At 62.7% G+C, this 26,178-nt stretch carries 23 protein-coding genes and 2 pseudogenes; 12 read left to right on the top strand and 13 right to left on the bottom strand.

The genetic code is table 11. The features are described 5' to 3' along the window. Window positions 1–64: 64 nt before the first annotated feature. A complete protein-coding gene (locus tag OKW28_RS11435; RefSeq protein WP_429445562.1) occupies window positions 65–238 on the bottom strand; it encodes a hypothetical protein in 174 nt (57 codons plus the stop codon). Window positions 239–407: 169 nt separating this feature from the next. Between OKW28_RS11435 and OKW28_RS11430 the strand changes: the two genes are divergently transcribed. Both OKW28_RS11430 and OKW28_RS11425 read left to right on the top strand, forming a co-directional pair. After that, window positions 408–986 (top strand): DJ-1/PfpI family protein, encoded by a 579-nt coding sequence (locus OKW28_RS11430; RefSeq protein ID WP_429445560.1) that lies wholly within the window; start codon window positions 408–410, stop codon window positions 984–986. 128 nt (window positions 987–1,114) lie between these two features. After that, window positions 1,115–1,453: a ribbon-helix-helix domain-containing protein gene (locus OKW28_RS11425; RefSeq protein ID WP_018424506.1), complete on the top strand. Its 339-nt coding sequence runs from the start codon at window positions 1,115–1,117 to the stop codon at window positions 1,451–1,453. 77 nt (window positions 1,454–1,530) lie between these two features. Here OKW28_RS11425 and OKW28_RS11420 read toward each other — a convergent pair whose 3' ends face one another. The 3 genes from OKW28_RS11420 to OKW28_RS11410 form a co-directional block, all read right to left on the bottom strand. Further along, a complete protein-coding gene (locus tag OKW28_RS11420; protein ID WP_429445558.1) occupies window positions 1,531–2,769 on the bottom strand; it encodes an MFS transporter in 1,239 nt (412 codons plus the stop codon). Window positions 2,770–2,988: 219 nt separating this feature from the next. Beyond that, the gene (locus OKW28_RS11415) at window positions 2,989–3,648 is read right to left on the bottom strand and encodes a hypothetical protein (RefSeq protein WP_429445556.1); all 660 of its coding nucleotides are present in this window, start codon (window positions 3,646–3,648) and stop codon (window positions 2,989–2,991) included. A 50-nt stretch (window positions 3,649–3,698) separates the two neighbouring features. Beyond that, window positions 3,699–3,872 (bottom strand): hypothetical protein, encoded by a 174-nt coding sequence (locus tag OKW28_RS11410; RefSeq protein WP_429445554.1) that lies wholly within the window; start codon window positions 3,870–3,872, stop codon window positions 3,699–3,701. A gap of 786 nt (window positions 3,873–4,658) precedes the next feature. Here OKW28_RS11410 and ptsP point away from each other — a divergent pair. From ptsP to OKW28_RS11380, 6 genes are all read left to right on the top strand, one after another. Beyond that, entirely contained in the window at window positions 4,659–7,205 is a 2,547-nt protein-coding gene (gene ptsP / locus OKW28_RS11405) for a phosphoenolpyruvate--protein phosphotransferase (protein ID WP_429445552.1), read from the top strand. 22 nt (window positions 7,206–7,227) lie between these two features. Beyond that, complete coding sequence (gene ptsG / locus OKW28_RS11400) at window positions 7,228–9,012, top strand: PTS glucose transporter subunit IIBC (protein ID WP_429445550.1); 1,785 nt, start codon at window positions 7,228–7,230, stop codon at window positions 9,010–9,012. A 98-nt stretch (window positions 9,013–9,110) separates the two neighbouring features. Further along, on the top strand, window positions 9,111–10,700 hold the full coding sequence (locus OKW28_RS11395; RefSeq protein ID WP_429445548.1) for an aspartate:alanine exchanger family transporter: 1,590 nt from the start codon (window positions 9,111–9,113) through the stop codon (window positions 10,698–10,700). Between the two features lie 185 nt (window positions 10,701–10,885). Beyond that, a complete protein-coding gene (locus tag OKW28_RS11390; RefSeq protein ID WP_429445546.1) occupies window positions 10,886–12,193 on the top strand; it encodes a c-type cytochrome in 1,308 nt (435 codons plus the stop codon). After that, window positions 12,190–12,672, top strand: a complete 483-nt coding sequence (locus tag OKW28_RS11385; RefSeq protein WP_090808921.1) for a (2Fe-2S)-binding protein — start codon at window positions 12,190–12,192, stop codon at window positions 12,670–12,672. Before OKW28_RS11390 ends, OKW28_RS11385 begins: the two co-directional genes overlap by 4 nt. Then, window positions 12,669–14,969, top strand: coding sequence for a molybdopterin cofactor-binding domain-containing protein (locus OKW28_RS11380; protein WP_429445544.1), 2,301 nt, complete (start codon window positions 12,669–12,671; stop codon window positions 14,967–14,969). The genes OKW28_RS11385 and OKW28_RS11380 overlap by 4 nt, the downstream gene beginning before the upstream one ends. A gap of 123 nt (window positions 14,970–15,092) precedes the next feature. Here OKW28_RS11380 and OKW28_RS11375 read toward each other — a convergent pair whose 3' ends face one another. The 3 genes from OKW28_RS11375 to OKW28_RS11365 all read right to left on the bottom strand — a co-directional run bounded on the left by OKW28_RS11375 (window position 15,093) and on the right by OKW28_RS11365 (window position 18,418). Further along, window positions 15,093–15,566: a carboxypeptidase regulatory-like domain-containing protein gene (locus tag OKW28_RS11375; RefSeq protein ID WP_429445543.1), complete on the bottom strand. Its 474-nt coding sequence runs from the start codon at window positions 15,564–15,566 to the stop codon at window positions 15,093–15,095. Window positions 15,567–15,696: 130 nt separating this feature from the next. Beyond that, window positions 15,697–17,166: a Na+/H+ antiporter NhaC family protein gene (locus tag OKW28_RS11370; RefSeq protein ID WP_429445541.1), complete on the bottom strand. Its 1,470-nt coding sequence runs from the start codon at window positions 17,164–17,166 to the stop codon at window positions 15,697–15,699. Window positions 17,167–17,497: 331 nt separating this feature from the next. After that, window positions 17,498–18,418 (bottom strand): autotransporter domain-containing protein, encoded by a 921-nt coding sequence (locus OKW28_RS11365; RefSeq protein ID WP_429445539.1) that lies wholly within the window; start codon window positions 18,416–18,418, stop codon window positions 17,498–17,500. A 723-nt stretch (window positions 18,419–19,141) separates the two neighbouring features. Between OKW28_RS11365 and OKW28_RS11360 the strand changes: the two genes are divergently transcribed. Further along, entirely contained in the window at window positions 19,142–19,579 is a 438-nt protein-coding gene (locus OKW28_RS11360; RefSeq protein WP_429445537.1) for a response regulator, read from the top strand. 252 nt (window positions 19,580–19,831) lie between these two features. Beyond that, complete coding sequence (locus OKW28_RS11355; RefSeq protein WP_429445535.1) at window positions 19,832–20,227, top strand: hypothetical protein; 396 nt, start codon at window positions 19,832–19,834, stop codon at window positions 20,225–20,227. 414 nt (window positions 20,228–20,641) lie between these two features. On the opposite strand, the gene OKW28_RS11350 is transcribed toward OKW28_RS11355, so the two are convergent. Beyond that, window positions 20,642–21,763 (bottom strand): sensor histidine kinase, encoded by a 1,122-nt coding sequence (locus OKW28_RS11350; RefSeq protein ID WP_429445533.1) that lies wholly within the window; start codon window positions 21,761–21,763, stop codon window positions 20,642–20,644. Window positions 21,764–21,937: 174 nt separating this feature from the next. Between OKW28_RS11350 and OKW28_RS11345 the strand changes: the two are divergent. After that, window positions 21,938–22,125: pseudogene (locus tag OKW28_RS11345) on the top strand (IS3 family transposase); the annotation flags it as partial. A gap of 364 nt (window positions 22,126–22,489) precedes the next feature. Here OKW28_RS11345 and OKW28_RS11340 read toward each other — a convergent pair. The 4 genes and pseudogenes from OKW28_RS11340 to OKW28_RS11325 form a co-directional block, all read right to left on the bottom strand. Then, a complete protein-coding gene (locus tag OKW28_RS11340; RefSeq protein WP_429445532.1) occupies window positions 22,490–22,705 on the bottom strand; it encodes a hypothetical protein in 216 nt (71 codons plus the stop codon). Window positions 22,706–22,769: 64 nt separating this feature from the next. After that, a complete protein-coding gene (locus OKW28_RS11335; protein ID WP_429445531.1) occupies window positions 22,770–23,189 on the bottom strand; it encodes a hypothetical protein in 420 nt (139 codons plus the stop codon). A 313-nt stretch (window positions 23,190–23,502) separates the two neighbouring features. Then, window positions 23,503–23,774: pseudogene (locus OKW28_RS11330) on the bottom strand (translation initiation factor IF-1). 370 nt (window positions 23,775–24,144) lie between these two features. Beyond that, window positions 24,145–24,432 (bottom strand): hypothetical protein, encoded by a 288-nt coding sequence (locus OKW28_RS11325; protein WP_090810393.1) that lies wholly within the window; start codon window positions 24,430–24,432, stop codon window positions 24,145–24,147. 535 nt (window positions 24,433–24,967) lie between these two features. Between OKW28_RS11325 and OKW28_RS11320 the strand changes: the two genes are divergently transcribed. Beyond that, the gene (locus OKW28_RS11320) at window positions 24,968–25,252 is read left to right on the top strand and encodes a hypothetical protein (protein WP_090810391.1); all 285 of its coding nucleotides are present in this window, start codon (window positions 24,968–24,970) and stop codon (window positions 25,250–25,252) included. 503 nt (window positions 25,253–25,755) lie between these two features. Here the strand turns inward: OKW28_RS11320 and OKW28_RS11315 are convergent. Continuing rightward, on the bottom strand, window positions 25,756–25,980 hold the full coding sequence (locus OKW28_RS11315) for a hypothetical protein (RefSeq protein WP_184032310.1): 225 nt from the start codon (window positions 25,978–25,980) through the stop codon (window positions 25,756–25,758). Between the last annotated feature and the right edge of the window lie 198 nt (window positions 25,981–26,178).

Raw genomic sequence — 26,178 nt, 5'->3', positions numbered from 1 at the left:
CAAAAGAGTCGCACTCGAATGGAGCGCGACTCTTTTTCTTTCGCCTGATGGAAGTAGGAAAAACTCAGTGACCGCCAGCGTCGATCTCGCTGAGACGCAGGCCTTTGGTTTCCCTTACCGAGCGCAGAATCACGATGGCCGCCAGAGCCGCAACCACCGTGAAAACCGCGATGCCGAGGCTGTTCGGCCAGATCATGGCGACACCGATCGCTCCACCTACCGCGATCGTCTGCCGCATTCGGGCTGAGTTCCGTTCAGCTCAGTGAAAACCCTGGTCGGCATTTAGCCGCGTATTACCTGGCCCACTGCGTCGATCGCTATATTGCTTCTCAACGGCCGCCGCCTTCACACCGCGATATAGCGCGTCCGCCTCGCCATTTCCCACCCCATTCGAGAGGAGACGAAGCATGTCAAAGCGCATTCTTATCATCGCCGGCGATTTCGTCGAAGATTATGAGCTGATGGTGCCGTTTCAGGCACTGGCGGCAGTCGGGCATTCGGTGGACGTCGTCGCGCCCGACAAGCGCGCGGGCGACGCGATTCGCACCGCAATTCACGACTTCGAAGGCGATCAGACGTACACCGAAAAGCGTGGCCATAACTTCACGCTGAACGCCGATTTCGCGTCGGTGAACCCCGCACAATATGACGCGCTGCTCGTGCCCGGCGGCCGCGCCCCCGAATATCTGCGGCTCAACGACGAGGTGATCGGCTGGGTGCGCCAATTCGCCGAAGCGAAGAAGCCGATTGCCGCGGTCTGCCACGGCGCGCAACTGCTGGCTGCGGCGGGTGTAATCGAAGGCCGGCGCATCTCGGCGTATCCGGCCTGCGCGCCCGAAGTGAAGCTCGCGGGCGCGGAGTACGTGGCGCTCGACTGGCCTGACGCGATCACGGACGAGAACTTCGTGACCGCGCCCGCATGGACCTCGCACGTGAACTGGCTTGCGCAGTTCCTTGCGCTGCTGGGCACGCGCATCGCGCATTGACGGAGCGCGCCTCGACCGAGGCGCGGCATCGCGGGCGACCAACCGTGTTACGCTCGATCACGACGGCATGAGCGCCCGCGCCGCGCGCTTCGCGTCCTGCGTCATCATTCGCGAGAAAGGCTGAACGTATGTGCAACGTCTATGTCAACGCTGATCCGATCCTCTACGAGTCGCGTACGCGCGCGCTGCGCATTCATGGCGTCGTGACCACGGTGAGGCTCGAAAATCTCTTCTGGGACGTGCTTCGGGAAATCGCCAACCGCGAGAACGTGACGACGACCCAGTTCGTCGTGAAGCTTCACGACGAACTGGTCGCCTTGCGCGGCGAAGAGCCGTTGAATTTCGCGTCTTTTTTGCGCGTGTGCTGTTTGCGCTATCTATCGACGAGCGCCGCCCGCAACGAGGCCGCTGGCGACGTGCCGCTCAACGCCCCGTTTCAACCCAGAGTCGTGAAGACGGCTGTTTGACGGATTCCGTCGCCTGGCCGTCGCCACGGCTGGCTAGCGCGGTGGGCTCCAGTCACGCGACGTACTGTCTCGACGCGTCAGTCAACCGACGCATCGCAGGCGCAATCAAGAGAAGCCGCCGTGGCCGGTCGTTCCAATACAGCAAGCCGTTGCAGTGTCACGAGGCCCAGTAGCGCGAGTCCAAGTCCCAGCGTGAAGTCAGCGTGAACGCCCGCACGGTCGACAATGGTGCCCCCCACTGCCGAGCCCACCGCAATCGCCACCTGGATGATGCTGACGAACATGGCCGACCCCGCTTCGGGCAGGTCTGTCGTGCCGCGCTGAATCCACACGCTGAAGCAAAGCGGAAGCGCTCCGAACGCGATTCCCCACAGCAGCATCCCCGCGGTCTCGCCGATCGGCGAATGTTCGAGCAGCAACATCGACGACATCGCGCCCAATAGGAGCAGAACCATCGCGGCGACGGATTTCTTTAGATGGTCCGAAATCACCATCGATGTCAACGCATTGGAGAAGAAGCCGATCAGACCGAATCCGAACAGCAGCAGCGTGATGGCGCTCAACGAGAAGTCGTGTTCGAGCAGCGGCGCAATATACGTATAGGTCGAGAAATGCGCGCCGAAGACGAGCGCGACCATCACCATGCTCAACCTCGTATGAGGCCGGCCAAGCAGGGTTTTGAAATCGGCGATCCGCAACGCCGATGCCGACGGCAACGAAGGCACGAGGAACGCCTGCGCCAGTAAGGCGAGCGACACGAGGCCCGCGGTGGCGGCGAACGCCATGCGCCACGATGCAAACGACGCGATGAACGTCCCGAGCGGCACGCCGATCACGGTTGCGCAGGTCACGCCGGTCAGAATGGTCGCGGTCGCTTTGGCGGCATCCTTTGCTTGCACGAGTCGAGGAGCCGCCGCCGTCGCCAGAGTCCAGAACCCACCCAGCGCGCCGCCAAGCAGAGCCCGTCCTACGAGCATGATCGCGAGGTTCGGTGCGATCGCACACACGACGTTCGCGATCAACAGTACCGCAGTGAGGAGCAGGAAAACGTACCGGCGGTCCATGCGGCCCGCGCTGACTATCAGCGTAGGCGCCAATATCGCGGCCATCACGCCGGGCGTGGTGACCATGAGGCCGGCGACACCGGTCGACACGCCGAGGTCGAGTGCGATTTGTGGCAACAGCCCGACAGGCAAAAACTCGGCCGTGACGAAGGCGAATGCGCTTACCGCTACAGCGATGACGGATAGCCACTGGGCCGCCGACGTTGAATTTGCTTCCAGGGATGCTGGATTAGTAGGTGTATCGATGTGCATGATGACCCTGATGCCAGGTTGAAGTCTGACACTTTAGACGGGGTCTCACGTCGGAAAAAGAGTCGTCCGCTGAAAAGACTAGCTAACGCGGCTGAACAATGCGCAGAGGGTCACGGCCGCGTCGTCTCGTGACTTCAGCAATTCATGTCGCCACCAGGAGCGTTGGCGCGGGTAACGTGCCGCGCCATCAGCGTTGAGCGAAGCGGGAAGCCGCGCGCATCATTCGAGGCGCTGCACCGCGAACACGAGCCCGTGCTCCTCGTTGACGATGTGCCGCCGATAGCGTTCGGGAAGCAACGCGCTGACGGCTTGCCAGACGGGCAGTGCATGATGCCCGATGTCTTCCACCACGACCCAACCGCCGCGCCTCACATTTTTCAGCCCGAAGATCAGCGTCTGGATGTTGGCATTCGGAGAATGCAGACCGTCGTCGATGATCAGATCGCATTCGCCGTCCACCGATCGTGCGAGCTGCTCGAAAGTGGCGGACTCGGTCTGGTCGACGAAGAACGTCTCGATGCGCTCCTCCTTGAAGAGGACCCGGCGGTCGATGTCCGCTCCATAGATCCGCGCGAAAGGCAGAAAGTCCCTGAACGCCCTGAGCGATCCGCCGGGCTTGCCCGCGACCATATACGAAACGGTGTCGGAATGTTGGGTCCCGATGCCGATTTCGATCACCGAGCGCATGGCTTCGCGATTCGCAAGGATCGCGCCGTACAGGTGGTGGTAGCTGTGGTGGTTCGACTTGTCGCTGCCTTGAGCGTCGAAGTGCTGCTTGAGCGCGTTGGCGGCCTGCCGTTGTTCGTCGTTGGCCGGAAAGTCGACGATTTCCGTGACGGGCGTCTTTGGCTTTCCGACGGAGGCCGCCAGCTCGCTCAACAGGGGGATCGTCTCGTTGATGGCCTGGACCGTGAGCTTCGATCGGGCCTTTAGCTGCCTTCGCTGTACGGAATGAACTGCGGGAAGGTGCGCAGCACGTTCAGCACGCTGAAGTTGCTGAGCCTGCGTTGGGCGGCGCGCGCGTAATGATCGACGAGGGCGAAACTCGAATTGTGGGAATTGCTGCGGGAGCGGGACTCGGTGCTAGCGACGGTATCACGCATGGTCGACCTCCTCAGTCGGGTAATCGTGTCGTGCATGGAGTAGCAAGCCTTAAGAGGATTCACGCAAGACTCGACCATGAACTACTTAGTCGCCCGGCGCAAGCCCTCGCATGTTCCGGGCCAACATGACAGCGGCATTGCGACGACCGCGTGAAGTACAGGGCCGTTTTTCGCTCACTCCTGAGATTGCCGGGCGCGGAGGCCGCGCGGAAGTTCCGTACTCATTCCAATGCAATCCAGACGTCAACTTTCGCTAAGCGAATAAAACACAGCTGCAGAGAAAAAGTCACAGCAATTTAGTAAAGACCATGTCCGTCTCGTGTAGAGAAATCGGAAAATTCGGGCGCTCATCTGCGAAATCGTCTCGTCTTGCAATCTGCGCTCAGTAACATATGCTCCTTGTCAGAGCGCTTTTCAGGTCCTTTTTCCGGGGCCACGGTGCAAACGGTCGTCCACAGGCGCGAGGCGGTCCGACAAAGCAAAACAGCGCCGTCGCAGCGCGCCTGACGTTTCTCCGTTCACCCCGGGTCGATGCTGTGTGGGCGGCACCATCTTGAGAGCCGAGATGTCACGCGCAACGAAACCCGTTTTGCGCATACCGGTGACGAGCGCGACCTTATTTGGCTTTCCTGAGTTTCTGTCACCGACGCTTTTGTAACGTGCGCCGCTCACAAGTGGGTGAGCGGCGTGAGCGGCAATGGTGCCGACCGCACGTGTGAATGTTGCGCTCACGCGGCTCGAGTCGAGCCACCTCAGGCGAGCGTCAATGTACAAGGAGTCTTGGCGATGAAAGCTCCTCAGCGTCCTCAGCGCATCGGGTTGATGGCGCCACTGTCGGGCGTACTGGTTCCTCTCGAGAGCGTGCCCGATCCGGTCTTCGCCCAGAAGATGGTCGGCGATGGCGTGTCGATCGATCCGACCTCGGATGAACTGCTGTCGCCGCTTGCCGGCAAGGTCACGCAACTCCACAGCTCTGGCCACGCCACGACGATCACCGGCGACAACGGTCTGCAAGTGCTGCTGCACATCGGGCTCGACACCGTGTTGCTGCGCGGCGAGGGCTTCATGCCGTTGGTCAAGGAAGGCGACGCCGTCGCGACGGGCACGCCGCTGATCCGCTTCGACCCAATCGTGGTCGGCGCAAGAGCAACCAGCCTGCTCACGCAAATGGTGATCGCCAATGGCGATCTCGTCACGCGCTACGTTCCCGCGAAAGGGCTCGTCGTCGCCGGCACCGACGTCGCGCTGTACGTCGAGCTGGTCGGCAGCATGGAGGACAAGGACACGGCGAGCGCCACCGGCGCGATCCTCTCCGACGAGATCACGCTGCCGAATCCAGTGGGCCTGCATGCACGGCCCGCCGCGGTCGTCGCGGTCGAGGCGAAGAAATTCAAGTCCGAGATCCGGCTGCTGCGAGGCGATGCCAGCGCCAATGCCAAGTCCGTCGTCGCGATCATGGGGCTCGCAACGAAGTTCGGCGACAAGCTGCGCGTCGAGGCCCGCGGTCCCGACGCGGCGGAGGCGGCCAGCACCGTCGCGCGTCTGCTTGCCGAGGGATCGGGCGAAAAGCCCGGCGATGCGCCCGCACCCGCGGCGGCTGCGCCAACCGCACCGGCTGCGCCGGTGCCAGCGCCGACCGAAGCGGCTCCCGCCGACACCAACGAATTCATCGGCGTATCCGCTTCGCCAGGGCTTTCGGTCGGCAGGATCGTGCAGTTCCGCCAGCAGGTCATCGAGGTGAACGAAGCGGGCGAGTCGCCGCAACGCGAACGGGCGCAACTCGAAGCGGCCCAGCATCAGGCGCGTCAGCAGATCGAGGCGCTCAAGGCGACGCTCACCGATCCGTCGAAAGCGCAGATTCTCGACGCGCATCTCGAACTGCTGGACGATCCTGACCTCAACGATGCCGCGATCAGCAGCATCAGCGCGGGAAAGGGCGCGGGGTTCGCGTGGCGCGATGCGTTCCAGAACCAGGCAAGCACGCTCGAAAGGCTCGACAATCCGCTGCTGCGCGAACGCGCCGGCGATATCCGCGACGTCGGCCGCCGTGTACTCGCGCTGCTCGCCGGCGTGAAGCAGGCGCAGATCGACGTGCCGGACGAATCGATCCTGATTGCCGAGGAGCTCTCGCCGTCCGACACCACGTCGCTCGATCGCAGCAAGGTGCTCGGCTTTTGCACGACGAGCGGCGGCGCGACGAGCCACGTCGCGATCCTCGCGCGCTCGCTCGGTATTCCGGCGATCTGCGGTATCGACGCGCGCGCGCTGCAACTCGCCGACGGCACGCCCGTCGTGCTCGACGGTTCGCGCGGCAGCTTGCGGCGCAACCCGAGCGCCGAGGAACTCGAGAAGGCGCGCGAACGCATCAGCCGCCAGGCCGCCAAACGCGAAGTCGAAAAGCTCGCGGCAACCAAACTCGCAATGACGGCCGACGGCCACCGCGTCGAAGTCGTCGCGAACATCCGCAATGCGCAGGAAGCACGCGATGCGGTCGCGGCCGGCGCCGAAGGCGTGGGCCTGTTGCGCTCCGAGTTCCTGTTCGACGCGCGAGACACCGCGCCAACCGAAGACGAACAGGCCGCCGAATATTGCGCCGTCGCCGAAGCGCTCGGCCGCGAGCGGCCGCTCGTGGTCCGCACGCTCGACGTCGGCGGCGACAAACCGCTGTCGTATCTGCCGCTGCCGAAGGAAGACAACCCGTTTCTCGGCCTGCGCGGTGTGCGCGTGAGCCTGGAGCGTCCCGACATCTTCCGCACGCAACTGCGCGCGATCCTGCGCGCGGCGCCGCTTGGGCATCTGCACGTGATGTTCCCGATGATCGCCGCGATCGAGGAGGTGCGGGCAGCGCGCAAGATCCTGCTCGAAGAAGCCGGCGATCGCGCGGCGAGCGTGAAAGTCGGCGTCATGATCGAAGTCCCCGCGGCCGCGCTGATCGCCGAGCCGCTCGCACGCGAAGTCGACTTCTTCTCGATCGGCACGAACGATCTCACGCAATACACGCTCGCGATGGACCGCGGCCATCCGCAACTCGCGAAGCAGGCCGACGCGCTGCACCCGGCGGTGTTGCGTCTGATCGGCATGACGGTCGACGGTGCGCACAAGCATGGCAAATGGGTCGGCATTTGCGGCGGCATCGCGTCGGATGCGATGGCGGTGCCGGTGCTCGTCGGCCTTGGCATTGACGAGCTGTCGGTGAGCATTCCGGCGGTCGGTTCGATCAAGGCTCAGCTTGCACGCGTGACGACCGAAGAAGCCAGGAAGCTCGCCGCCGAGGTGCTGTGTCTGGGCACCGCCGCGGAAGTCCGCGCGCATCTGTCGCGCTTTGCCGAGTGAGCGGATCAACAGGAGATCAGCCATGTTCTCGCATGCCTTCGGAGTCTTGCAGAAGATCGGCAAATCGCTGATGCTGCCCGTCGCCGTGCTCCCGGTGGCCGGCCTGCTGCTCGGTCTCGGCGCCACCGACTTTCACGGTTACGTGCCGGTCGTCGTGCTCGCGCTGATGAAGAACGCGGGCGACGTGATCTTCGGCAACCTGCCGCTGATCTTCGCGATCGGCGTCGCGCTTGGCTTCACCGAGAACGATGGCGTCTCGGGCATCGCCGCAACGATCGGATATCTGGTGATGACGGCCACGTTGGGTGTGATCGGCAAGCTCCAGGGCGTCGAAACCGACACGATCATGGGCATACCGTCGATCCAGACTGGCGTGTTCGGCGGCATCCTCGCCGGTGGTCTTGCGGCATGGATGTTCAACCGCTACTACCGGATCACGTTGCCGGCCTATCTCGGCTTCTTCGCCGGCAAGCGCTTCGTGCCGATCGTGACCGCGATCGGCTCGATCGTGCTCGGCGCGATCCTGTCTTTCGTGTGGCCGCCGATCGGCAGCGCAATCAAGGCTTTTTCGCATTGGGCGGCGGTTTCCGACCCGCGGACCGCCGCGACGGTCTACGGTTTCGTCGAACGTCTGCTGATTCCGTTCGGCCTGCATCACATCTGGAACGTGCCGTTCTTCTTCGAAATGGGCAGCTACCTCGACCCGACGACCGGCAAGACGGTTCACGGCGACATCACCCGTTATTTCGCGGGCGACCGGACCGCGGGCATCCTGGCGGGCGCGTTCCTGTTCAAGATGTTCGGCCTGCCGGCCGCGGCGATCGCGATCTGGCATTGCGCGAAGCCGGAGAAGAAGGTGGCCGTCGGCGGCATGATGGTCTCGGCCGCGCTGACTTCTTTCCTCACCGGCATCACCGAGCCGATCGAATTCGCGTTCCTGTTCGTCGCGCCGGTGCTTTACCTGATTCACGCATGCCTCGCGGCGTCGGCGCAGTTCGTGGCGAACACACTGGGCATGCGCATGGGCTTCACGTTTTCGCAAGGCGGCATCGATTTTCTGATGTTCAACCTGATCGGCGGGAAGGCCACGCACGCGTGGTACGTTTTCATCCTTGGTCCAATTTACGCGGTGATCTATTACGGCGTGTTCCGCTTCGTCATCACGCGCTTCAACCTCAAGACACCCGGTCGCGAGGACGATGCGGCGGAAACAGCGGCGGTTGCCGCGAGCGGCGCGGGAGGACGTTCGCGCGAAGTCGTGCTCGCCTTTGGCGGCCGCTCCAATATCACGAGTCTCGACGCTTGCATCACGCGCCTGCGCATCTCCGTGAAGGACCCGGCGCGCGTCGACGAACACAAGCTCAAGGCGCTCGGTGCCGCGGGTGTGGTGCGCGTGGGCAACGGCGTGCAGGCGATCTTCGGGCCGTTGTCGGAGAACATGAAAACCGACATGCAGGACTATCTGAAAACAGCGGGCGCCGAAGCGGATTTGCCGGCGGCCGGGGTGCCTGGTGTGGAAGGCGCAGCGGCGGCGGCTCCAGCGGGTGTGGCCGCCTCGGTGCAAAACTCGCCGCAAGAAACGGAGCGCGCGGAAAAGATTCGTGCGGCGCTGGGCGGCGCGGCCAACATCAGGAAGCTCGACGCGCTGGCGGCCACGCGGTTGCGTGTCGAGCTATCGGACGCGTCGCGCATCGACGCGGCCGCATTGAAAGCGGCGGGCGTGGTCACGACGCAAGCGTTGAAGAACGGCGCACTCGATCTGATCGTGGGTCTCGGCTCGGGCAACCTCGCAGGCGCAATGCGATAGCAGCAACGAGTATCGTCAGCAACTGCCGCGCGTCGAACGCGAGTCCTGCCCGGAGGAAGCGCTCAGTCGCGTTGCTTTGTCCACCTATAGAGGGCGGCATGGAAGCAGTCAGAACTTTCCTCGAAACTCAGCCGCTGTTCGCGCTTTTTCTGACCATCGCGCTCGGCTACCTGGTCGGCGAAATCACTATCAAGGGCGTGGCTCTAGGCTCGGGGGCCGTGCTGTTCGTTGGACTGGCGCTCGGCGCGTTCGCGCCGAAATCCGCGCCGCCGGCGTTGCTGGGCACGCTCGGTCTGCTGCTGTTTCTGTATGGCATCGGCATTCAGTACGGCGCGCAGTTCTTCCGCGGACTCACGAGCCGGGAAGGCGTGAAGGCCAACGCGGCCGCATGTCTGGGCGTGATCGCTTCGGGTCTCGTGGCGTGCGCCTTCATCCATTTCGGCATCACGCTCGCCGATGCGCTCGGCATGTTCGCCGGCAGCGGCACCAGCACGGCGAGCCTGCAGGTTGCCATCGCATCGATGAAAAGCAGCAATGCCGCCGTGGCTTATAGCGTCACCTATCCGTTCGGCGTGGCCGGGCCGATCCTATTCCTCTATGTGCTGAACTCAGTCCTGAAAGCCAAAATACCGAAACCGCCCGCGAAGGTGCTGGAGACCGCGGAAATCGCGCTGCGCAATGCCAGTCTGTTCGGTCTCAAGCTGTCGGAGCTCTCGACTCGCCTGCCTGCCGGCGTAGTGATCGCGGCCGTGCGGCGCGCGCATCACAATCAGTTGCCCAGCGACGACTTCACGCTGCGCGCCGACGACGTCCTCCTTGCCACCGCCACCGAGCGCCGCCCGCTCGACGAAGCAACGGCGCTATGCGGCGAGCTACAGCCCGGGCGCATCTCGAGTCATCGGGAAGACCTGGACTATATGCGCGTGTTCGCATCGAGTCCGTCAGTCGTCGGCACGGCGCTCGGCAATCTGCGCTTTCCGGATGGCGTGAACTGCGCGATCGCGCACGTGCGGCGCGGCGACGCCGATCTACTGTCGACGCCAGACCTCATTCTCGAAGCAGGCGACCGCGTCGGCCTGCTCGTCAGTAACGCGCATCGCGCGAGGGTCCGCGCGTTTTTCGGCGATTCGATCAAGGGCACGGCCGACCTCAGTTTCATCTGTCTGGGCATCGGCGCGGCAGCGGGGCTGCTGGTCGGCGCGATCCCGCTGCGCGCGCCCGGTCTCGGCGCGTTCAGCCTGGGTCTCGCGGCGTTGCTACTGGTCGCGCTGTGCCTCGGCAATGCGCGCCGCAACGGACCGTTCGTGTGGGTGATGCCGCTCTCTGCAAATCTCGTGCTGCGCAATCTCGGGCTGACGATTTTTCTCGCGCAGGTGGGCCTGTCTTGCGGACCGAAATTCGTCGCGACCGTCGGCACCGCCGGACCGCTGCTGCTGCTTTATGGCGTGATCACGCTGCTCGTGCTCGTCGGCGTCACGGCTGTGTGCTGCCTGTGGGTCTTCAGACTGTCTTTCGATACATCGGTCGGCGTGATCTGCGGGGCCACCGGCAATCCCGCGATTCTCGCCTTCGCCAACCGCATCGCGCCGACGGATCAGCCCGACGTCATGTACGCGATGATTTTTCCGTCGATGACCATCGTCAAGGTGCTTTTCGTGCAGATCGCCATCGCGATCGCAGCCGGCTAGGCGAGACCGTTATCGCGACCTGCCGCTGTTCGACCCTAACGCTTCCGTCCTCGTAGACAGCGGCCAACCGCGGAGCGGCGGACAGCCGCAGACTTCCGTGAATATCAGGAACGCCGCTTGCGCCACCTGGAGCCGCGCGACGTAGTCTGGAACCATGATGCGGACGGCTCGGCGATGGAGGCTAGATGAAAGGACGGGTGGCGAGTGCAGGCGTGGCCGTTGTTCTGGTTGCCCTCATGGCCGCATACCGCGGACCCACCGCGCATGCTTGGGAGCCCGCGCCGGCTGCCGTGACCGCACCCTTCGCGGCCGGCAGCGATACCGCGGCCGCGGCGCGCGGCGCGAAGCTCGCGGCCGTTGGCAATTGCGTCGCGTGCCACACCGCGACGGGCGGCCTGCCCCTCGCGGGCGGACTGCCACTGCATACACCCTTCGGCATCATTTACTCGACCAACATCACCCCGGACAACGAGACGGGTATCGGGGGCTGGTCGCTCGACGCGTTCGCGCGCGCGATGCGGCGCGGCGTGTCCAGCGACGGCCATCTGCTCTATCCCGCGTTCCCCTATCCGCACTTCACGCACATGAGCGATGCCGATATGGGCTCGCTGTATGCGTGGCTGATGAGCCGCGCTCCCGTCAAGGCGCCTGCGCCGCACAACGAGCTGATCTTCCCGCTTGGCTTCAGGCCCCTCATCGCCGTGTGGAATCTTTTTTACCTGCATACCGGTACCGAAGCAGCGCCGGCCCCGCCCGAAGCGCCGGACGTCGCACGCGGACGATACCTGGTCGAAAGCCTCGGTCATTGCGGTGCGTGCCACACGCCGCTCGACCGCCTCGGTGCCGAGCGCCGCGACCGCAGGCTGCAAGGCGGCACGATCGACGGATGGGATGCGCCCGCGCTGACGGACCTCGCTTCACGCCCCACGCCCTGGACGCAGGCACAGCTCGTCAGCTATCTGCGCACGGGCCTCGCGAGCGCCCATGGGGCGGCGGCGGGTCCGATGCGCCCCGTCACGCGCATGCTCGCCGACGCATCCGCCTCCGACGTAGAGGCAATTGCCGCGTATCTGCTGGCGTTGACGTCCGGGGGCCCAGGCATGCCGGAGCATCCGGTCGCCTCGCCCTCCGCTTCCGCCGCGCCCGTGTCCACCGCGCCCGGCGGCGGCGCGAATCTATTCGCCGCGGCCTGTGCATCGTGCCATGCCGAAGGCGCGCCGATGTCGAGCGGGGATGCTCGACCGTCGCTGTCCCTTTCCACGGCCGTCAACGCCGACAGCCCGCGCAACATGGTCCGTATCATCCTCGATGGAATCGACTGGCACGAAAGCGATAGCGCGCCCTTCATGCCATCATTCGCCAACACATTCACGGATGCCCAGATAGCGGAGCTCGCCAACTACACGCGCGAACGCTTCACCGCACGCGACGCGTGGCCTTCGCTCGACGCCGGCGCGGTCGCTCATTTTCGCAAGGACGGCCTGCCACGATGATCACGCTCAACGTCAACGGAGTCAGTCATACGGTCGATGTCGACCCGTCAACGCCGCTGCTCTACGTGCTGCGCAACCAGTTGCAGCTCGATGGCGCGAAGTTCGGCTGCGGTCTCGGTCAATGCGGCGCATGCACGGTCAGCGTCGGCGGCGAACCGGTGTTCTCGTGCCTCATGCCGGTCGTGGCCGTTGGCGACCGGCCAGTGCGAACCGTCGAAGGACTTGGCAGCGCGGAACATCCGGGACCACTTCAGCAAGCCTTCATTGACGAGCAAGCCGCGCAATGCGGCTATTGCATCGCCGGCATGATCATGCGCGCGCACACGCTGCTGGAGCGAATCCCGCACCCAGGCGATGAACAGATCCGCCGCTACATGCAGCCGAACCTGTGCCGCTGCGGCACGCACATGCGCATTCTCGCGGCGATCCGGCAAGCCGCGACGGGTTCGCCGCGAACGGACGAGGGAGCGCAGTCGTGAGCGACGGCCACCCGTCCTCCGTCGCTCACGGCAGCGGCCCCGATGACCCCGCGCGGCGCCGCTTCCTCGTTGGCGGCTCGCTGATGGTGAGCTTCGCGATCGTGCCAGGCATGGCCGCGCTTGCGCAAACCACCACCGAAGCGGGCACCCTCAACGCGAGCGCCCCGAAGCTGCCGGGCAGTCTCAAGAGCACGCCGTTGCTCGATGCGTGGATCAAGGTCGCCCGTGACGGCCAGGTGAGCGTATTCACGGGCAAGGCGGAGCTTGGCACGGGCATTCGCACCGCGCTGCTGCAGGTCGCCGCGGAAGAGCTGGATCTCGCGCCTCATGCGATCGAGCTGATCACCGCCGACACCGCCGCAACGCCGAACGAAGGCTACACCGCAGGCAGTCACACGATGGCGGACAGCGGCACCGCGATCCTCAACGCCGCCGCTCAGGTACGCGCGCTGCTGGTCGCGAGCGCGGCGTCGCAACTGGGCGTCGACGCAGCGGCCCTCACGACCCGCGACGGCGCCGTCATTGCCGCCGACGGAAGACGCGTGAGCTATGGCGAAGCCGTGCAATACGCGGACCTCCATCAGAACGCGCAGCCCGACGCGCCGAAAAAGCCGCCATCGGCCTACGCGCTGATTGGCCATATGCTGCCTCGCGTGGATATACCGGGCAAGGTGACGGGCGGCGCGAGCTATGTCCAGGATCTCCGGCCGCACGGCATGCTGCATGCCCGCGTCGTGCGGCCGCCGTCTTATGGCGCGAGCCTCGTCGCAGTCGATAGAGGGCGCGTCGAGGCGCTGCCCGGCGTCATCAAGGTCGTGCGCAACGGCAACTACCTCGCGGTGGTCGCCGACGACGAATGGCGCGCGATCCTCGCGATGCGTGAGCTTGCGCTTGCCGCGCAATGGCAGGCCGGGCCGCCGCTGCCCGATCCGGCGAACGTTCACGCCTTGCTGATGAGTCTGCCTTCACAGGAAATCGCGGTGGCCGATCAGGGCACAGCGACGGGCGCGGCCGCGCCTGTGGCGACGCTGCGGGCGCGCTATTCGAGGCCGTATCTGACGCATGGCTCGATTGGGCCATCGTGCGCTGTCGCGCAGCTCGACAACGATGTGATGACCGTGTGGACGCACACGCAAGGCGTCTATCCGCTGCGTGCGGGCATCGCCGAAATGCTCGCGATGCCACCCGACAAGGTGCGCTGCGTGCATGTGGAAGGTTCGGGCTGCTACGGACACAACGGCGCGGACGATGTCGCGGCCGACGCCGCCCTCGTTGCACGCGGGCTGCCTGGCCGCCCGGTGCGCGTGCAATTGATGCGCGAACAGGAACACATGTGGGAGCCGTTCGGCCCGGCCATGACAGTCGAGGCGAATGCAACGCTCGATGCGGCAGGCAAGATTGCCGACTGGCGTTACGAGCTATGGAGCAACACGCATAACAACCGCATCGAGAATGCGGGCCGCCTGTTGCCCGCGCAGCTCCTTGCGCAACCGTTCACCCCCGCGCCGCCGAAGCCGATTCCGATGCCGGAAGGCGGAGGCGACCGCAACAGCATTCCGCTTTACCGCGTGCCGGGCCTGCACGTGCAGCATCACTTCGTGCCGACGATGCCGATACGCGTCTCTGCCATGCGCTCGCTCGGCGCGCACATGAACGTGTTCGCGATCGAGAGCTTCATCGACGAGCTCGCCAGAGCCGCGCACGCCGACCCCGTGGCGTTTCGCCTCAAACATCTCGATGATCCACGCGCGCATGGCGTCATTGGCGCCGTAGTCGATCAATTCGGCTGGCGAGCCCGCAGCGCGCGAACGGGCGACTCGAGCCCGCGCTCGCACGGTACCGGCTTTGCGTTTGCCCAATACAAGAACCTGATGGCCTACCTTGCCGTCGCGATGGACGTGACGGTCATGCGCGATACCGGCGAGCTCAGCATCGAGCGTGTCGTAGCAGCCGTCGATTGCGGACAGATCGTGAATCCGGACGGCGTGCGCAATCAGATCGAAGGCGGCATTTTGCAAACCACGAGCTGGACGCTCTATGAAGAAACGCATTTCGACCCGCAACGCATCACGAGCTATGACTGGAGCACTTATCCGATCATGCGCTTCTCGTCCGTACCCAAACGCGTGGACGTGCTATTGATCGACCGGCCGGGCCTGCCATTCCTCGGGGTCGGAGAAGCGGCGCAAGGCCCGGCCGCCGCGGCGCTCGCGAATGCGATCGACGACGCGACCGGTGTGCGGATCCGCGACTTGCCGTTGCTCGGGACGAAGGGGAAGAACGTGCTCAAGGCATGAGGCTTTCGTTCCGCAAAAGTACAGATACTGGCGTGTAAAAGCCAAATAAGCCTATGGCTGGGTCCAGGCCCCTGTCAAACGAACGCGACGCGCGCGACCTTCGGCGCGGCGTCGGGACCGCGCTCAGTGGGTGGACGGAAACGCGAACGTCGCACGCGCGCTGCCATTGCCGCGGACGTTCACGGTCTCCCTTCTGGTCACGCTGCCGTAAGTGGCGTTGACCGTATAGCGCCCTTGAGGCAGCCGCACGAGCATGTACGGCCCCTTCGACGTGGCCTCGAACACGCTCGCGCCGCCAGCTTTGGCAATCTTCACCTGGACGTCGGCCACATAGCTCGACCCGGGACCGGTGAACTGCAGAGACAACGGCCACTGCCTTCGTGCCTGCCGCAGCGCAGTCGACTCGTCGCGACCGACTCCGCCGGTCACGAACGATATGTCGCCCTGCTGCTGCGTCTCTGGCATGCCGGTCCTATGGATCTCGCTGGCGCTCTGCGGAGCAGCCGTCTGCGACACTGCGACGCCTGCCTGAGCCAGTGTGAACGCCGCGGCGAGCATCATGGACGCGATCCGGGGAGCGTTTCGTTGCATTTTCATCTTGACTGCTCCTTACAGTATTGCCGACGGTTCGTCGGACGGAAGAACGCTTGCAATAGGTTGGAAACGCAATGCGCGCCGGGTATCGGCCACGAGCGAGGGTGCCTCACGACTCGAGTAAGAATACCCGTCAATTCTGTTTGGCGTCTCCATGGACCGGAGTTGGGGGGCCGCCTGCCGTTGAGGTCCCGGCTTGCGCAGGAGGGACGCGTGGCATGCGGATACCCGCGTAGGCGATCGCCACCGTCAGTAGCGGACTTACCACGCAAAATACGGCAAAGGGCGCATAGCTGAGCGTCGGCACGCCAAGGGTCACTGCCATAAACGCGCCGCAACTGTTCCAGGGGATCAGCGCGCCTGTGGTCGTGGCCGAATCACCCACGGAACGCGATAACACGATGGGCGCATACCCGCGTGCCGCGAATGCACTCCTGAACATCCGGGCCGGCAGCACGGCTGCGATGAACTGGTCTGCCGTAACGATGTTCGTCGCGATGGTCGCCAGGACCAGGGAGCCGACCAGCGCCCCACCGCTCCTGGCCCAATCGACTACCGGGGCAATGAGGCGTTCTATCGCACCGCACTTCTCGACCACCCCTCCGAATGCCAGTGCCGTGATGATCAGCCAGATAGTATTCAACATGCTGTCCATACCGCCGCGAGTGAGGAGCGTATCAAGCACTGGATTTCCAGTCGTGGACTTGTAGCCGCTCCCAAGCGCAAGCCATACGCCTTTGAGCATCGCAATCGGGATCGGCACGCCCTCTCGCGCGGCGGCAAATGCGAGGACTCGCGCTGGCTCGACGAAAACGGCAACCACGCCACCCGCCAATGCGCCAAGAAAGATGGTGGTAAATGGCGGAAGCCGGAACAGCGTCAGCACGACGACAAGAATGAGCGGCAGGAACAGCACTGGCGATATGTAGAATGCGCTCTGCATTGCAGCAACCTCCGCGCTCGCATCGAAGGCGCCCGGGCGGCCAAGCAGATAAAACACGGCCAGCGTGATGACAATCGCGACGAGTGATGTCAGCAGCGTCTCGCGCACGTGTTGATACAGATCGACACCCGCGGCAGCGGCCGCAAGATTCGCGGTGTCCGAGAGCGGCGAAGACTTGTCGCCGAAATAAGCGCCGGAAATCACTGCACCGGCCGTTATGGCGGGGCTCAGGCCCATGCTGTGCGCAATGCCCATCAGGCCGATTCCGATCGTACCCGCGACAGTCCACGAGGTCCCAATGGCGAACGAGATCACCGCGCAGATTCCAGCCGCCGTGACGTAAAAGTAGTCCGGGCTCAGCAATTTCAGCCCGTAATAGACCATGGCGACGATCGTGCCGCTGAGCGCCCACGTGCCGATCAGCGCGCCGACTGCGAACAGGATGAGAATCGCGCCAATACCGGAACTGACACTGGCATTCGCGGCCTCGCCCAGCGAAGCGAGCGAATGACCGCGACGCCAACCGACAAATACGGCCAGCATGGTCGCCACGACGAGTGCCACCTGGTTCGGCCCGTTCGCACCACCATCGCCGAACAGGTAGAAGGACAGACTGACGAGAAAGACGAGGCCAGCGATCGGTATCAGTGCTTCGAGCATCGTGACCGGCTGGGGTGACCCGCTCCGCTTCATCGCCACGCTCCGTTCGTTTGCTGGGTAGCCCAAACGTTGCCATCCAGACCGCCCGGTAGCCGGTGAATCATCGAAACATGCGCGAACGGCTGCTTTGATTCGATGTCACGGCGCAGGCGTGCGGCCCTCGGTCCTGCGACTCGGCAATGGCAGCTCCGGCGGGCTCGCCGTTGCTTCAAGCATAGGAAAGAATCGTCGCTGCGTGAAGAATTGCAGAATTCGTGCCGAACATCCCGCCTGCGGTTACAGGCTGCCGTACCTACTCTCCCTCAGCGCGAGACCTGCAGTCAACGGCAGCTCACCAGGCGTAGCGAAAACCGACGTCGCCCCAGACGCCCTTTTGGCTGCCACTGACCGAATCGTTGATCGAGAACTGATAGCCGAACTGTCCATACAGGCTCATACGCGTGTTGAGCTTCGCCGTCACGCCTGCGGCGAAGTCCATACGCGTGAACTGCTGTCTGAGTGGCACCTGCTCGGCGCCGGAGTATGTCGTCGCAGCCTGAGCCCCCCAGTCCCGCCAGAGATTGGTGCGCACGTATGGCTGCCATACGTCTCCGCCGGCGCGTTCGATGGTCCACTGACCACGCAGCCCGAGCCGCCCGGTCACGCCTGACGTGGAGCCGGGATCGACCGGACCCAGCCCGTCATTGGCTTCGTTCAACCCGACGTGCTGCCAGATAACCTGCATCTGAGGTTCAAGCACGAAGCCCGGTCCAAGCGGCAAGGGGAACGGATAGCCAGCTTCCAGCGAAGTGGCGAACCCCGAACCCGAGACGGGCAACCGGGCGTCCTGTGTCGTCGCATCCCCGTCGTAATAGGTGCCCTGCAGTACCGCGTCGATATACCATCCGCCCGGGCCGTAATGTGTCCAGTACGCGCCGCCGGAATATCCATTGAGATTGACCGAGCCGGTGTGGTTCAGCACATAGCCAGTCGCAGCCGCATTGGTGACGAGGCCGTCCACGTCGGCGTTACTGTTGCCGTAGGCAAAGTAGATGCCCGCTGAATCGTGATGGCCGGACATGAAGCTGCCGCGCCAGAGATCGACGCCGGCCTGAACGCCGAGCACATGGCCGTTAGCGCGCGCATCGGTGAAGGTCTGGTACCGATTGTCGATCTGCTGGCCGAATAGTCGCGCCCACGCCGAGCGGCCCACCCCTTCGCTGCCGGTACCGCCCGCGGCCTGTGTCAGCGTCCCTTCCGACTGCAAGTCCAAGGCTTGCCGCCCCTACACAACCCAGCCGAGGTTTCAAATTTTCATAACCGATCGTGGTTATTCATGCCTTGCAAGGATTATGGTTTTTCGTTAATTAACTGTGCGCTGATTGTGTGGGTCTACCCGCATAGACAGAACAACGACGGAATAATCCGACACTAATTCGAGAAAAAAACGACCGTTTTTTTCACCAGGCAGAAGTGAATATCCATCGGGTAACCGCAAAATTCCAGGTCAGTGAAATTCCATTTTCAATGATCCGCGGCGGCAGAAAAACTCGAACTCGCCAATCGTTCCGGCCAGTAACAACTGGCCGGTTTTAATGGCGCGATTCATTTGGCATAAAGCGGCCGGATTGAGTTAATCGGCCGTCCCGCGAATTTTGTCGGCGGCGCATCCGCGTTCGCAGCGAGGAACTCCCGTGATCGCTGACATCACCCAAGCCGTCACCAAAACACCAAATCGATTAACTTCCAGACGGAAGTTTTATGATTATCCGGTTCAAGTCGATGACTCTCACCGGTCGACGTATCCAATATAGTCAACGGGGTGCGGCGGACTTGCGCTGCTGCTTTGGTAAGAGCAAAGCGGGCGAGCGCCATGCCGCAACCATGTCGCCCGACCGCCCACGTGTTGGACGCAGAGGGTAGTCGAACAGGCAGCGAGCGCTACTTAGGTATGCCGCTTGCGCAACCCAGTAGGATCCTTCCAACATGTCGTGTCATGTCCACCGTACTGCTCATCGACGATGACCTTGAAAACCGATGCGCGCTGCAACTGGCGTTGGAGAGCCGCGGACACCGTGTTGTGCTCGCGGAGAACGGATGGGACGCACTGCAGAAGGCCCACACGGATTTTCCGGAACTCGTTATCACCGATTTGGAGATGCCGGAAATGGACGGCAAGGAGCTTTGTCGGCGTCTGAAGTGTCAGGCGGTATTTTCCGGCTTACCGGTGGTGCTGCTGTCGGCTATGCCGGAACCTACGGAAGAGATTCGCTGCTGGACAGCGTTCCTGCGAAAGCCGGCCTCAATCGCGGCGTTGCTTGACGCCGTCGACAGGTTCATTGCAGCGCGCCTGACCTATGCGCGGGCGCCACGCGACTCCGAGTACCCCGTCCCGGCGCGCTGGCGAGCCATCGATTCGCGATGCTGGCCCTAAGCCCAAGCTGTCGGAATGCGAAGCCACAGGTTACACATGCAGCCAGGCGGTGTTTGCTGGACGGCCGGTCCCGTTCTTAGCGGATGGCCTGCAAAGCGGCGAGATTGCTGAAACCCGGGTTGAGCCATCCACCTGGTTTTTCAGATTTGACTGGAATGATGCAACGGTCGTGACCCATCACGTCGTCAGCAATGAGCCCGTACAGGCACCGTCGCTACAGAGCAGCGCCTGCACGCTGACACAAGGTAAAAGATGGCAAGAGATTTCGATCCCCTTCTCGCGGGCGGCAACAGCGCACGCTTATTGTTCGCCACTTCCTCCGGGCATGCGTCATGCTGCACGCAGGTCAGAGATGGAAAAGCAGGTCCCGAACGGGAGACGATCATGAAGTTGATAATGGCAGGAATCAGCGCAATTTCCATCATCGCTAGCACTTGCGCATTTGCGCAGACCAACACCGGCAACGCTGCGCCAGCACACCGTGATACTCAAAACGCGCAGCCGGGTGCCGCTGGCCAGAGCATGGGCCGTGCTGCGGACGCCGGCAACAGCAAGCCCGCCAGTGGCACATTGATGCAGAAGCGTGAGCACGCGATGTCGCCTCAAGGCGCGTCAAACTCGAACGCAACTGGCGCGATGAAACAATAATGGCGACGCAAGACCCCGTTGGCGGCGACTGACACCTTGGTCTTCCCGCTTCAGCCGTTGCGATCCTTGCTGCGCGGTCGGGCACTTCCAGGCCGAATGCCGTGAGCCGGAGTTCGTCCGCGCAACTCCATCCTGGTCTGATATGACGGCGAAGCGTGCACGAGCGCGTTTTCTCGATGAGATCTGACCGGGTTTTAATGATCGCGGCTGATCGCGCGCATGGAGCAGCACGAACCGAATAGGTAATCGGGGCGCGCACCCTTGCTATTGCCACGATGCTGCGGATTTGCTTCATGCGGTCGTGGTCGGTCTGTGAGGACCGGCGATGGAATAGGCGCGTCTCGGCAGGTGTAAAACCACCAGCAGATCCCCACATAATTCGTGGCATGCCCGTTTCCAAGCCGGGCTCCCCTGCTACGCCCGGCGCGGCAGACGTACGGCGAATGCGGTCTCTTCTTTATCTGACCGCGCCTCGATCGCGCCGTGATGCGCCTTGGCGATTTCGCTCGCGATATACAGCCCGAGTCCAAGGCTGCCTTGCGCGTCCTCGTTGATTTTTCGCTCTGGACCTCGCTGAAGAGGATCAAAGATGCGCTCCAGCAACAGTCCCTCGATGGCTGGTCCGCTATTGCAGACTTCGAAGCGCACCTCGGCCTCCTCGCCAGTCACCACGACGCGAACGGGCGCGTCGCGCGCGCCATATCTGAGCGCATTCAGAACGAGATTGCCGAGCAGTTGCTGCAGACGCGGACCGTCCCAGACACCCTGAACGTCACCGTGCACCTCAAGCTCGATCTGCCGGTCTGGATGGACTGCGCGCAACTGGTCCAGCTCATCAGTGAACACGTTCGTCAGATCAACGGGAGCAGGTATGACGTTAATACCTAGCCCGAGCCTTGTTCGGTTGAAATCGCACAGATCATCCAGAAGTGCCTGCATCCGGGCGCCGCTGCGCACCAGACGGGCTGCAGCTTCTGAAACGCGCTCCCCCGCATTGAGCGCGGACAGATATGAAGCTGTCACCTGGATCGTCTGCAGCGGGCTCCGCATGTCGTGTCCGAGCATCCCAAGCAACAGATTGCGAGCCTGATCGACTTGTGTGCTGAAAAAACCGAGTGATTCGGCCAGCGCCTGATCGATGGCCTCGTTGAAGCGGATGATGTCATCCAGATGAGGCGCATCGGGCTGACACTCATCCATCCACAAACGCAGCACGCTTGCACGCAAAGCGCGGTATTCCGCGGCCAGCTGGTTGATGTTGAAACCGCCTCGAGCGCGCAGGACCGCATGGGATTGCGCAGCTGTCTCCGGCGCATCCGTCAGCCAGGGTGCCCTCCCCAAGGATTTTTCGTGCTGCGCTTCCCTGGTCTGCGAAGTCTGCAAATCCCTGGCTACTGCTTCCAGAATCTGCTGCGCGTGGTCGCGCAACGCGAGGGAGCCCATGTTGCCAGCGGCTGGCAGCAGCGTGGCGGCAAACGCCTCCCACTGCGCCAGAATGGGCTCCATTTCCTGCACGATAAAATCGGACAGTCGCATGCCTACTCCGGCGAAGAAATTGAGGAGATTTTTAGCCGAACCGATATTACGCGCCAGTTCGTCGCGGGATCCATCGGGTTTACACCGTCTTGGACTACCCGGAGGTAGTCCATGTACTCGTAATCAACCGCCTGGATTTTCTGGACAGTGGTGAGCGTTCGTGTCCGGCCTTTCATGAAACGCCACAACGATTCGCCGCACACCCCTGAGCGGGGAGAACTGGAGCGGCAGGTCGAATCGCTTCGACGCGATATCCGCCAATTGCAGCTTGAACACGACATCCTGGAGAAGACCAATCAATTGCTAAAGGAGACCTGGGCGTCAACCTGCAGCTCCTGACCGACCGGGAGAAGACGTTGCTGGCCGGGGTGGCTCTCACGTATGCGCGACGCGAAGCTGATTCGGTCGATGTCGCGCAAAGGGTGCTCGTCCGACAATGCGGCCCACGCGGTCCCGCCGATACGCTGTGTGCTCGCTCTCGTTCCGACGGCTCTTTCTCTTTAGACCTGACGCTTAGGTGATCCGATGTCCGTACGGCCCCTGCTATTCGAGTTCTACTCTCTCGGGTACTGTGGCCGTCAAGCAGAGGCACCGGTTTACCAGAACCGATGGGCAAGCGATTGGATCGAAACGCGTGACCAACATCCCGCTGCATCTTCCTCTGATGGCGAATGGCCGGCCTGCACGCCAATCCCTCTCTCGTTGCGTCCGTAGGTGAGACGTCTGTTACCCGAAGCACGCGTGCAGCCAGTCCTGCGCCCAGTTCTTCGCATAGGCGATCGCGTCCTCGCGTGCGTCGAAGCCTGCCAGATCGCCACTCGAATGAATCTCGTACCCGGTGCCGTCGGCACGGCTGCCGCTGATGCGTGCGTGGGCCATGTACTCGCCGTCGGCCCGCCGGGGGGTGGGGTCGATAACGATCAGGGTGGAATTGAAGCGCATGGTATTCCTTTGGGGTTATCGCTCGATTGCGACTGTCTCAGAGGGGCGTCGAAAAGCGCGGAACTTAGGTGCTCAGCATGGCCATGATTTGTCCGGCCTCGCGATCCGACTCGCAGCTTGCCATGCCGCGTTCGCATAGAAGCGCACGAATCGACATGAACATCAGAAACGCGCCCGCATCGATCTCGTGACGGCGGTCATGGATGAGGCTATCCAGTTCGCCCTGCGCGCCGGGCGGCAGAAACCGATCGACGATGTCATCACCATTGCACCGAATCCATTTCAGCAGGTCGTTTCTTTCCATACCAAACTCCAATGTTTGCAACGGCTCTGAGTCAACCACCAGCGGATGAAGTTCGAGCCTGCGGTAGAGACGGGAACCGGTCGTGATCGGTACCTTTGAGGCTGTCTCATTGTGTAGCGGAAAAGACGGAGCGTAGCGACGTGTGCCACTGCGTCCGCTGCCCTTCAGGAAGTCGGCCACGTTTCGGTTTTGGGTGAAAGCGGATCTCCGGTTCCGTCGGGTAAGCAGCTTAGGGACGCGAGGACCGGTCGCAGGTCGAGTGACGATTTCATGCTACGCCCATTGATGGATTTGTACAGAACAACCCGTGCTCCAGGCGCCGTCAGAGAAGCACAGGGAACATGCAAGTCAACCCGGCACTTACGTACCGCAGCGCCGGTAGGCGGCGGCGATCCGAAGATCCACATTGGACTGCCTCTCTTCTCCGGTTCATCATGTGGCGACGCAGAGTGCGCCTCCGACATGCGCGGCAAGCAGTCTCGACGTCAACAATTCAACGACGGCGAAACGAAGCGCGCGAAACTGCATTGCAGCCCCGTTCGCCCTTTTTGGCGGAAATCGATTCACCCTTTCGTCAGGTCATAAGGAGTTCCAGCGTTACCCGACCGCCTGCGAGGAGACCAATGCGGTGTTTGCGCCTCTGGCTCGACGCGGACGCACCCGCGACCACGCGATTGCCGAGCGTGACACGCAACGGCTATCCGGACCGACTTCATTTCGGGGGTATGTGTTCGTCGCGGAACAGCCGGGAACGCGGGGCCCGATTGGGCGACGAGACGGCGTGAGCCAGCGACGCCAATGGCTGCTCGACTTGCAGGTCTGCGGTACGTTTTTGCAGCCGGCCACATCGAATCTTCGGGGAAGGCAAAATCGCGAATCGTTCGGGAGGGTGATCGCCGGCGAGCGTCCCGAGTAGCATGTCGATCGCAGCCCTGTCCCGCTATTCCGGCAATGAGGTATGCTCACCGCCGGGTAAAGGGTCCGTTGCGCAGCGGAATGCGGCCATACCGGTCGCCAAAAGCTGGAGGCGCTGGCCGCCTTTTATGTGGGAGCGACGGTCAGATCAGCCATCAGGCAGACAGCAATTCGTCGCACGATCGAGCACATCGATGAATGCTGTCCGTCAGCGGCGTTTTCATATGTCGATGACCGAAGCGCCGCTCACCTTTCCATCGACGATGTCCTTTCCCTGCTGCCGGGCGGCTCGCCTTGCCGTACCGAAGTCAGAGAATGTATGCGTTTGGTTCAGCCTGAAGACCCGGCTTGCGGAGGGAATTGCTGTCGCCGCCGGACGACATATCCGTACCGCAATTTCGTAACCTTCCGCGTAACGGGAATGTCCGTCAAAGCGACTGAATGTGCGGGGAAAGACAAGGGGATGAAGTTCGTACCCCTTGTAGAGAAGAATCGGGTGTGTCGACATGTTGGTCACTCCACAGGGTATGGCTCACTATACGCTGGAACGGGTTACATCGGGCGGCGCAGACGCAGAGACTGTTACCAGAATTGTATTGACCGATAGTACTGTCGCGCGTACCTTGAAACGTGGGGTCGGCAAAGCGGGGCACTGCCCGGATTGTCATAGCGTTGGCTTAGATGGCCGGCGACGGCTGTCTGCCTAGTTCCACCTCCACGCTTACGTTGCAAACTCTTCAAGAACACCACGATCAACAGCGTCTGCTTGCCACGCGCGATGAGGCTGGCCAAGGATACGGGAGCGACCCACTTCGTGAGTTCGGGACAGTGCGGTGCCCGATCGGACAAACGTGAGCGGAATGCCGGGTGAGGGAACGCTTGCGGACGTTAAGCGCGAAGCTCGGGTATCCGCGTACCGGACAGCTAGCCAGGAAACTTCGTTCCGGTCGCCTCGTCGGTGTGGCTCGGGGCGTATCTCCTTCGGCCAAACCTGCACAACGATCAAAAACGTGCTGCTTGCTGCGGCCAAAAGGAGTGACCTGATGACAACCATTCGCCATTATCGCGGTCTCGATATTTCCTTACTCGTGTATCCGCATCGCACGACTCAACCAGGATATGGTCACAATTACGAGGAAGGATTCGATGCGTCGATTCGCATCAGCGACCCGGATTCCATGACGGACAACCCGCGAAGTCGCTTATTCCGTGTGCCCGGCAAGAGGCCCTTCGTGAATGCCGGCGACGCAAGGCGCGCGTCGGTGGCCTACGCCGAAATGCTGATTGATACTGACGGCTTTGATCGCGCCATCCTGGAATCCCCCTGAGCGCTAGAGCCAGAACCCGAGTCTATGCAGAAGGTACCCGTGTTCGCGCGCGCCAGCGGCACGCCATCAACAATGTGTGTGATAAAGAAGTTGACCTTCTGATCGTCAGTCGCCACATGCTCGGCAGGCTATGCCAGTGCGACCGCATTGCTGCCAGTTCCTGTCATCGCCTCCTCAGGCGTCGACCACGAAGTAGATACCGTCATGCCCGAAGGGAAGCCATGTCCATTCCATCTCGGCCGCATAGTGACCGATGGGTGATTGCCGTCCGCCCGCGCCTGCGTTCACACTTCGACCCATTCTGAAAGCTCAAGAGCGTCGTCGACTTCGATGCCGTGTGTAGAATGCCGAAGACGTCGATAGAGAAAATCCAGAAGTTCGCACTGAGCGCCCGGCTCAAACCGGAAGGTAACCGATCGATCGCGCGTGATGGTTGCGGGCGCCTAATTGCACGCGTCCTGACACCTAAGATGCGTTGAGCGTGCAGAACTGGCGCGTCTCCGTTAACCGCGCGTGTCGACCCAGTTGCGTGCCCAGCGTGTCGAGTGCTGCAACGCCTGCTCCTCACTCGTGAAGTAATCGAGCGAATAGAACTGGTATCGGCCGTCCGCGCGCTCGCTATCGGCGCGTTCTAGCAGCAGGTTGGAGGAAAAACTGCCGTCGGGCAAACGATGCGCCGAGGGCTGGACGGCATAGCCGTTGTATTGTTGAATTTGTTTGTTCTGCATTTTAGTTTTAATAATGTCGAGTGCGCGCGCGCCTTGCGAAATGTGCACAGGTACGCCGATTCAAAGGCATCTCAGGCCGAATCTGAAGCAGTCGGAAAGCGAAGACGTGGCGCTAATGCCAGAGGGGAAAATGAGCGCAATGAGACGTATGGCGCTTGGCAAGCTGCCGGCGAAACCGATGCAGCCAGGAGGGAACGC

The sequence above is a fragment of the Paraburkholderia sp. 40 genome (assembly GCF_050434105.1).
GTDB lineage: Bacteria > Pseudomonadota > Gammaproteobacteria > Burkholderiales > Burkholderiaceae > Paraburkholderia > Paraburkholderia tuberum.
The sequence above is the reverse complement of the archived record's forward strand: the minus strand, read 5'-3'. Positions and strand labels throughout refer to the sequence as shown.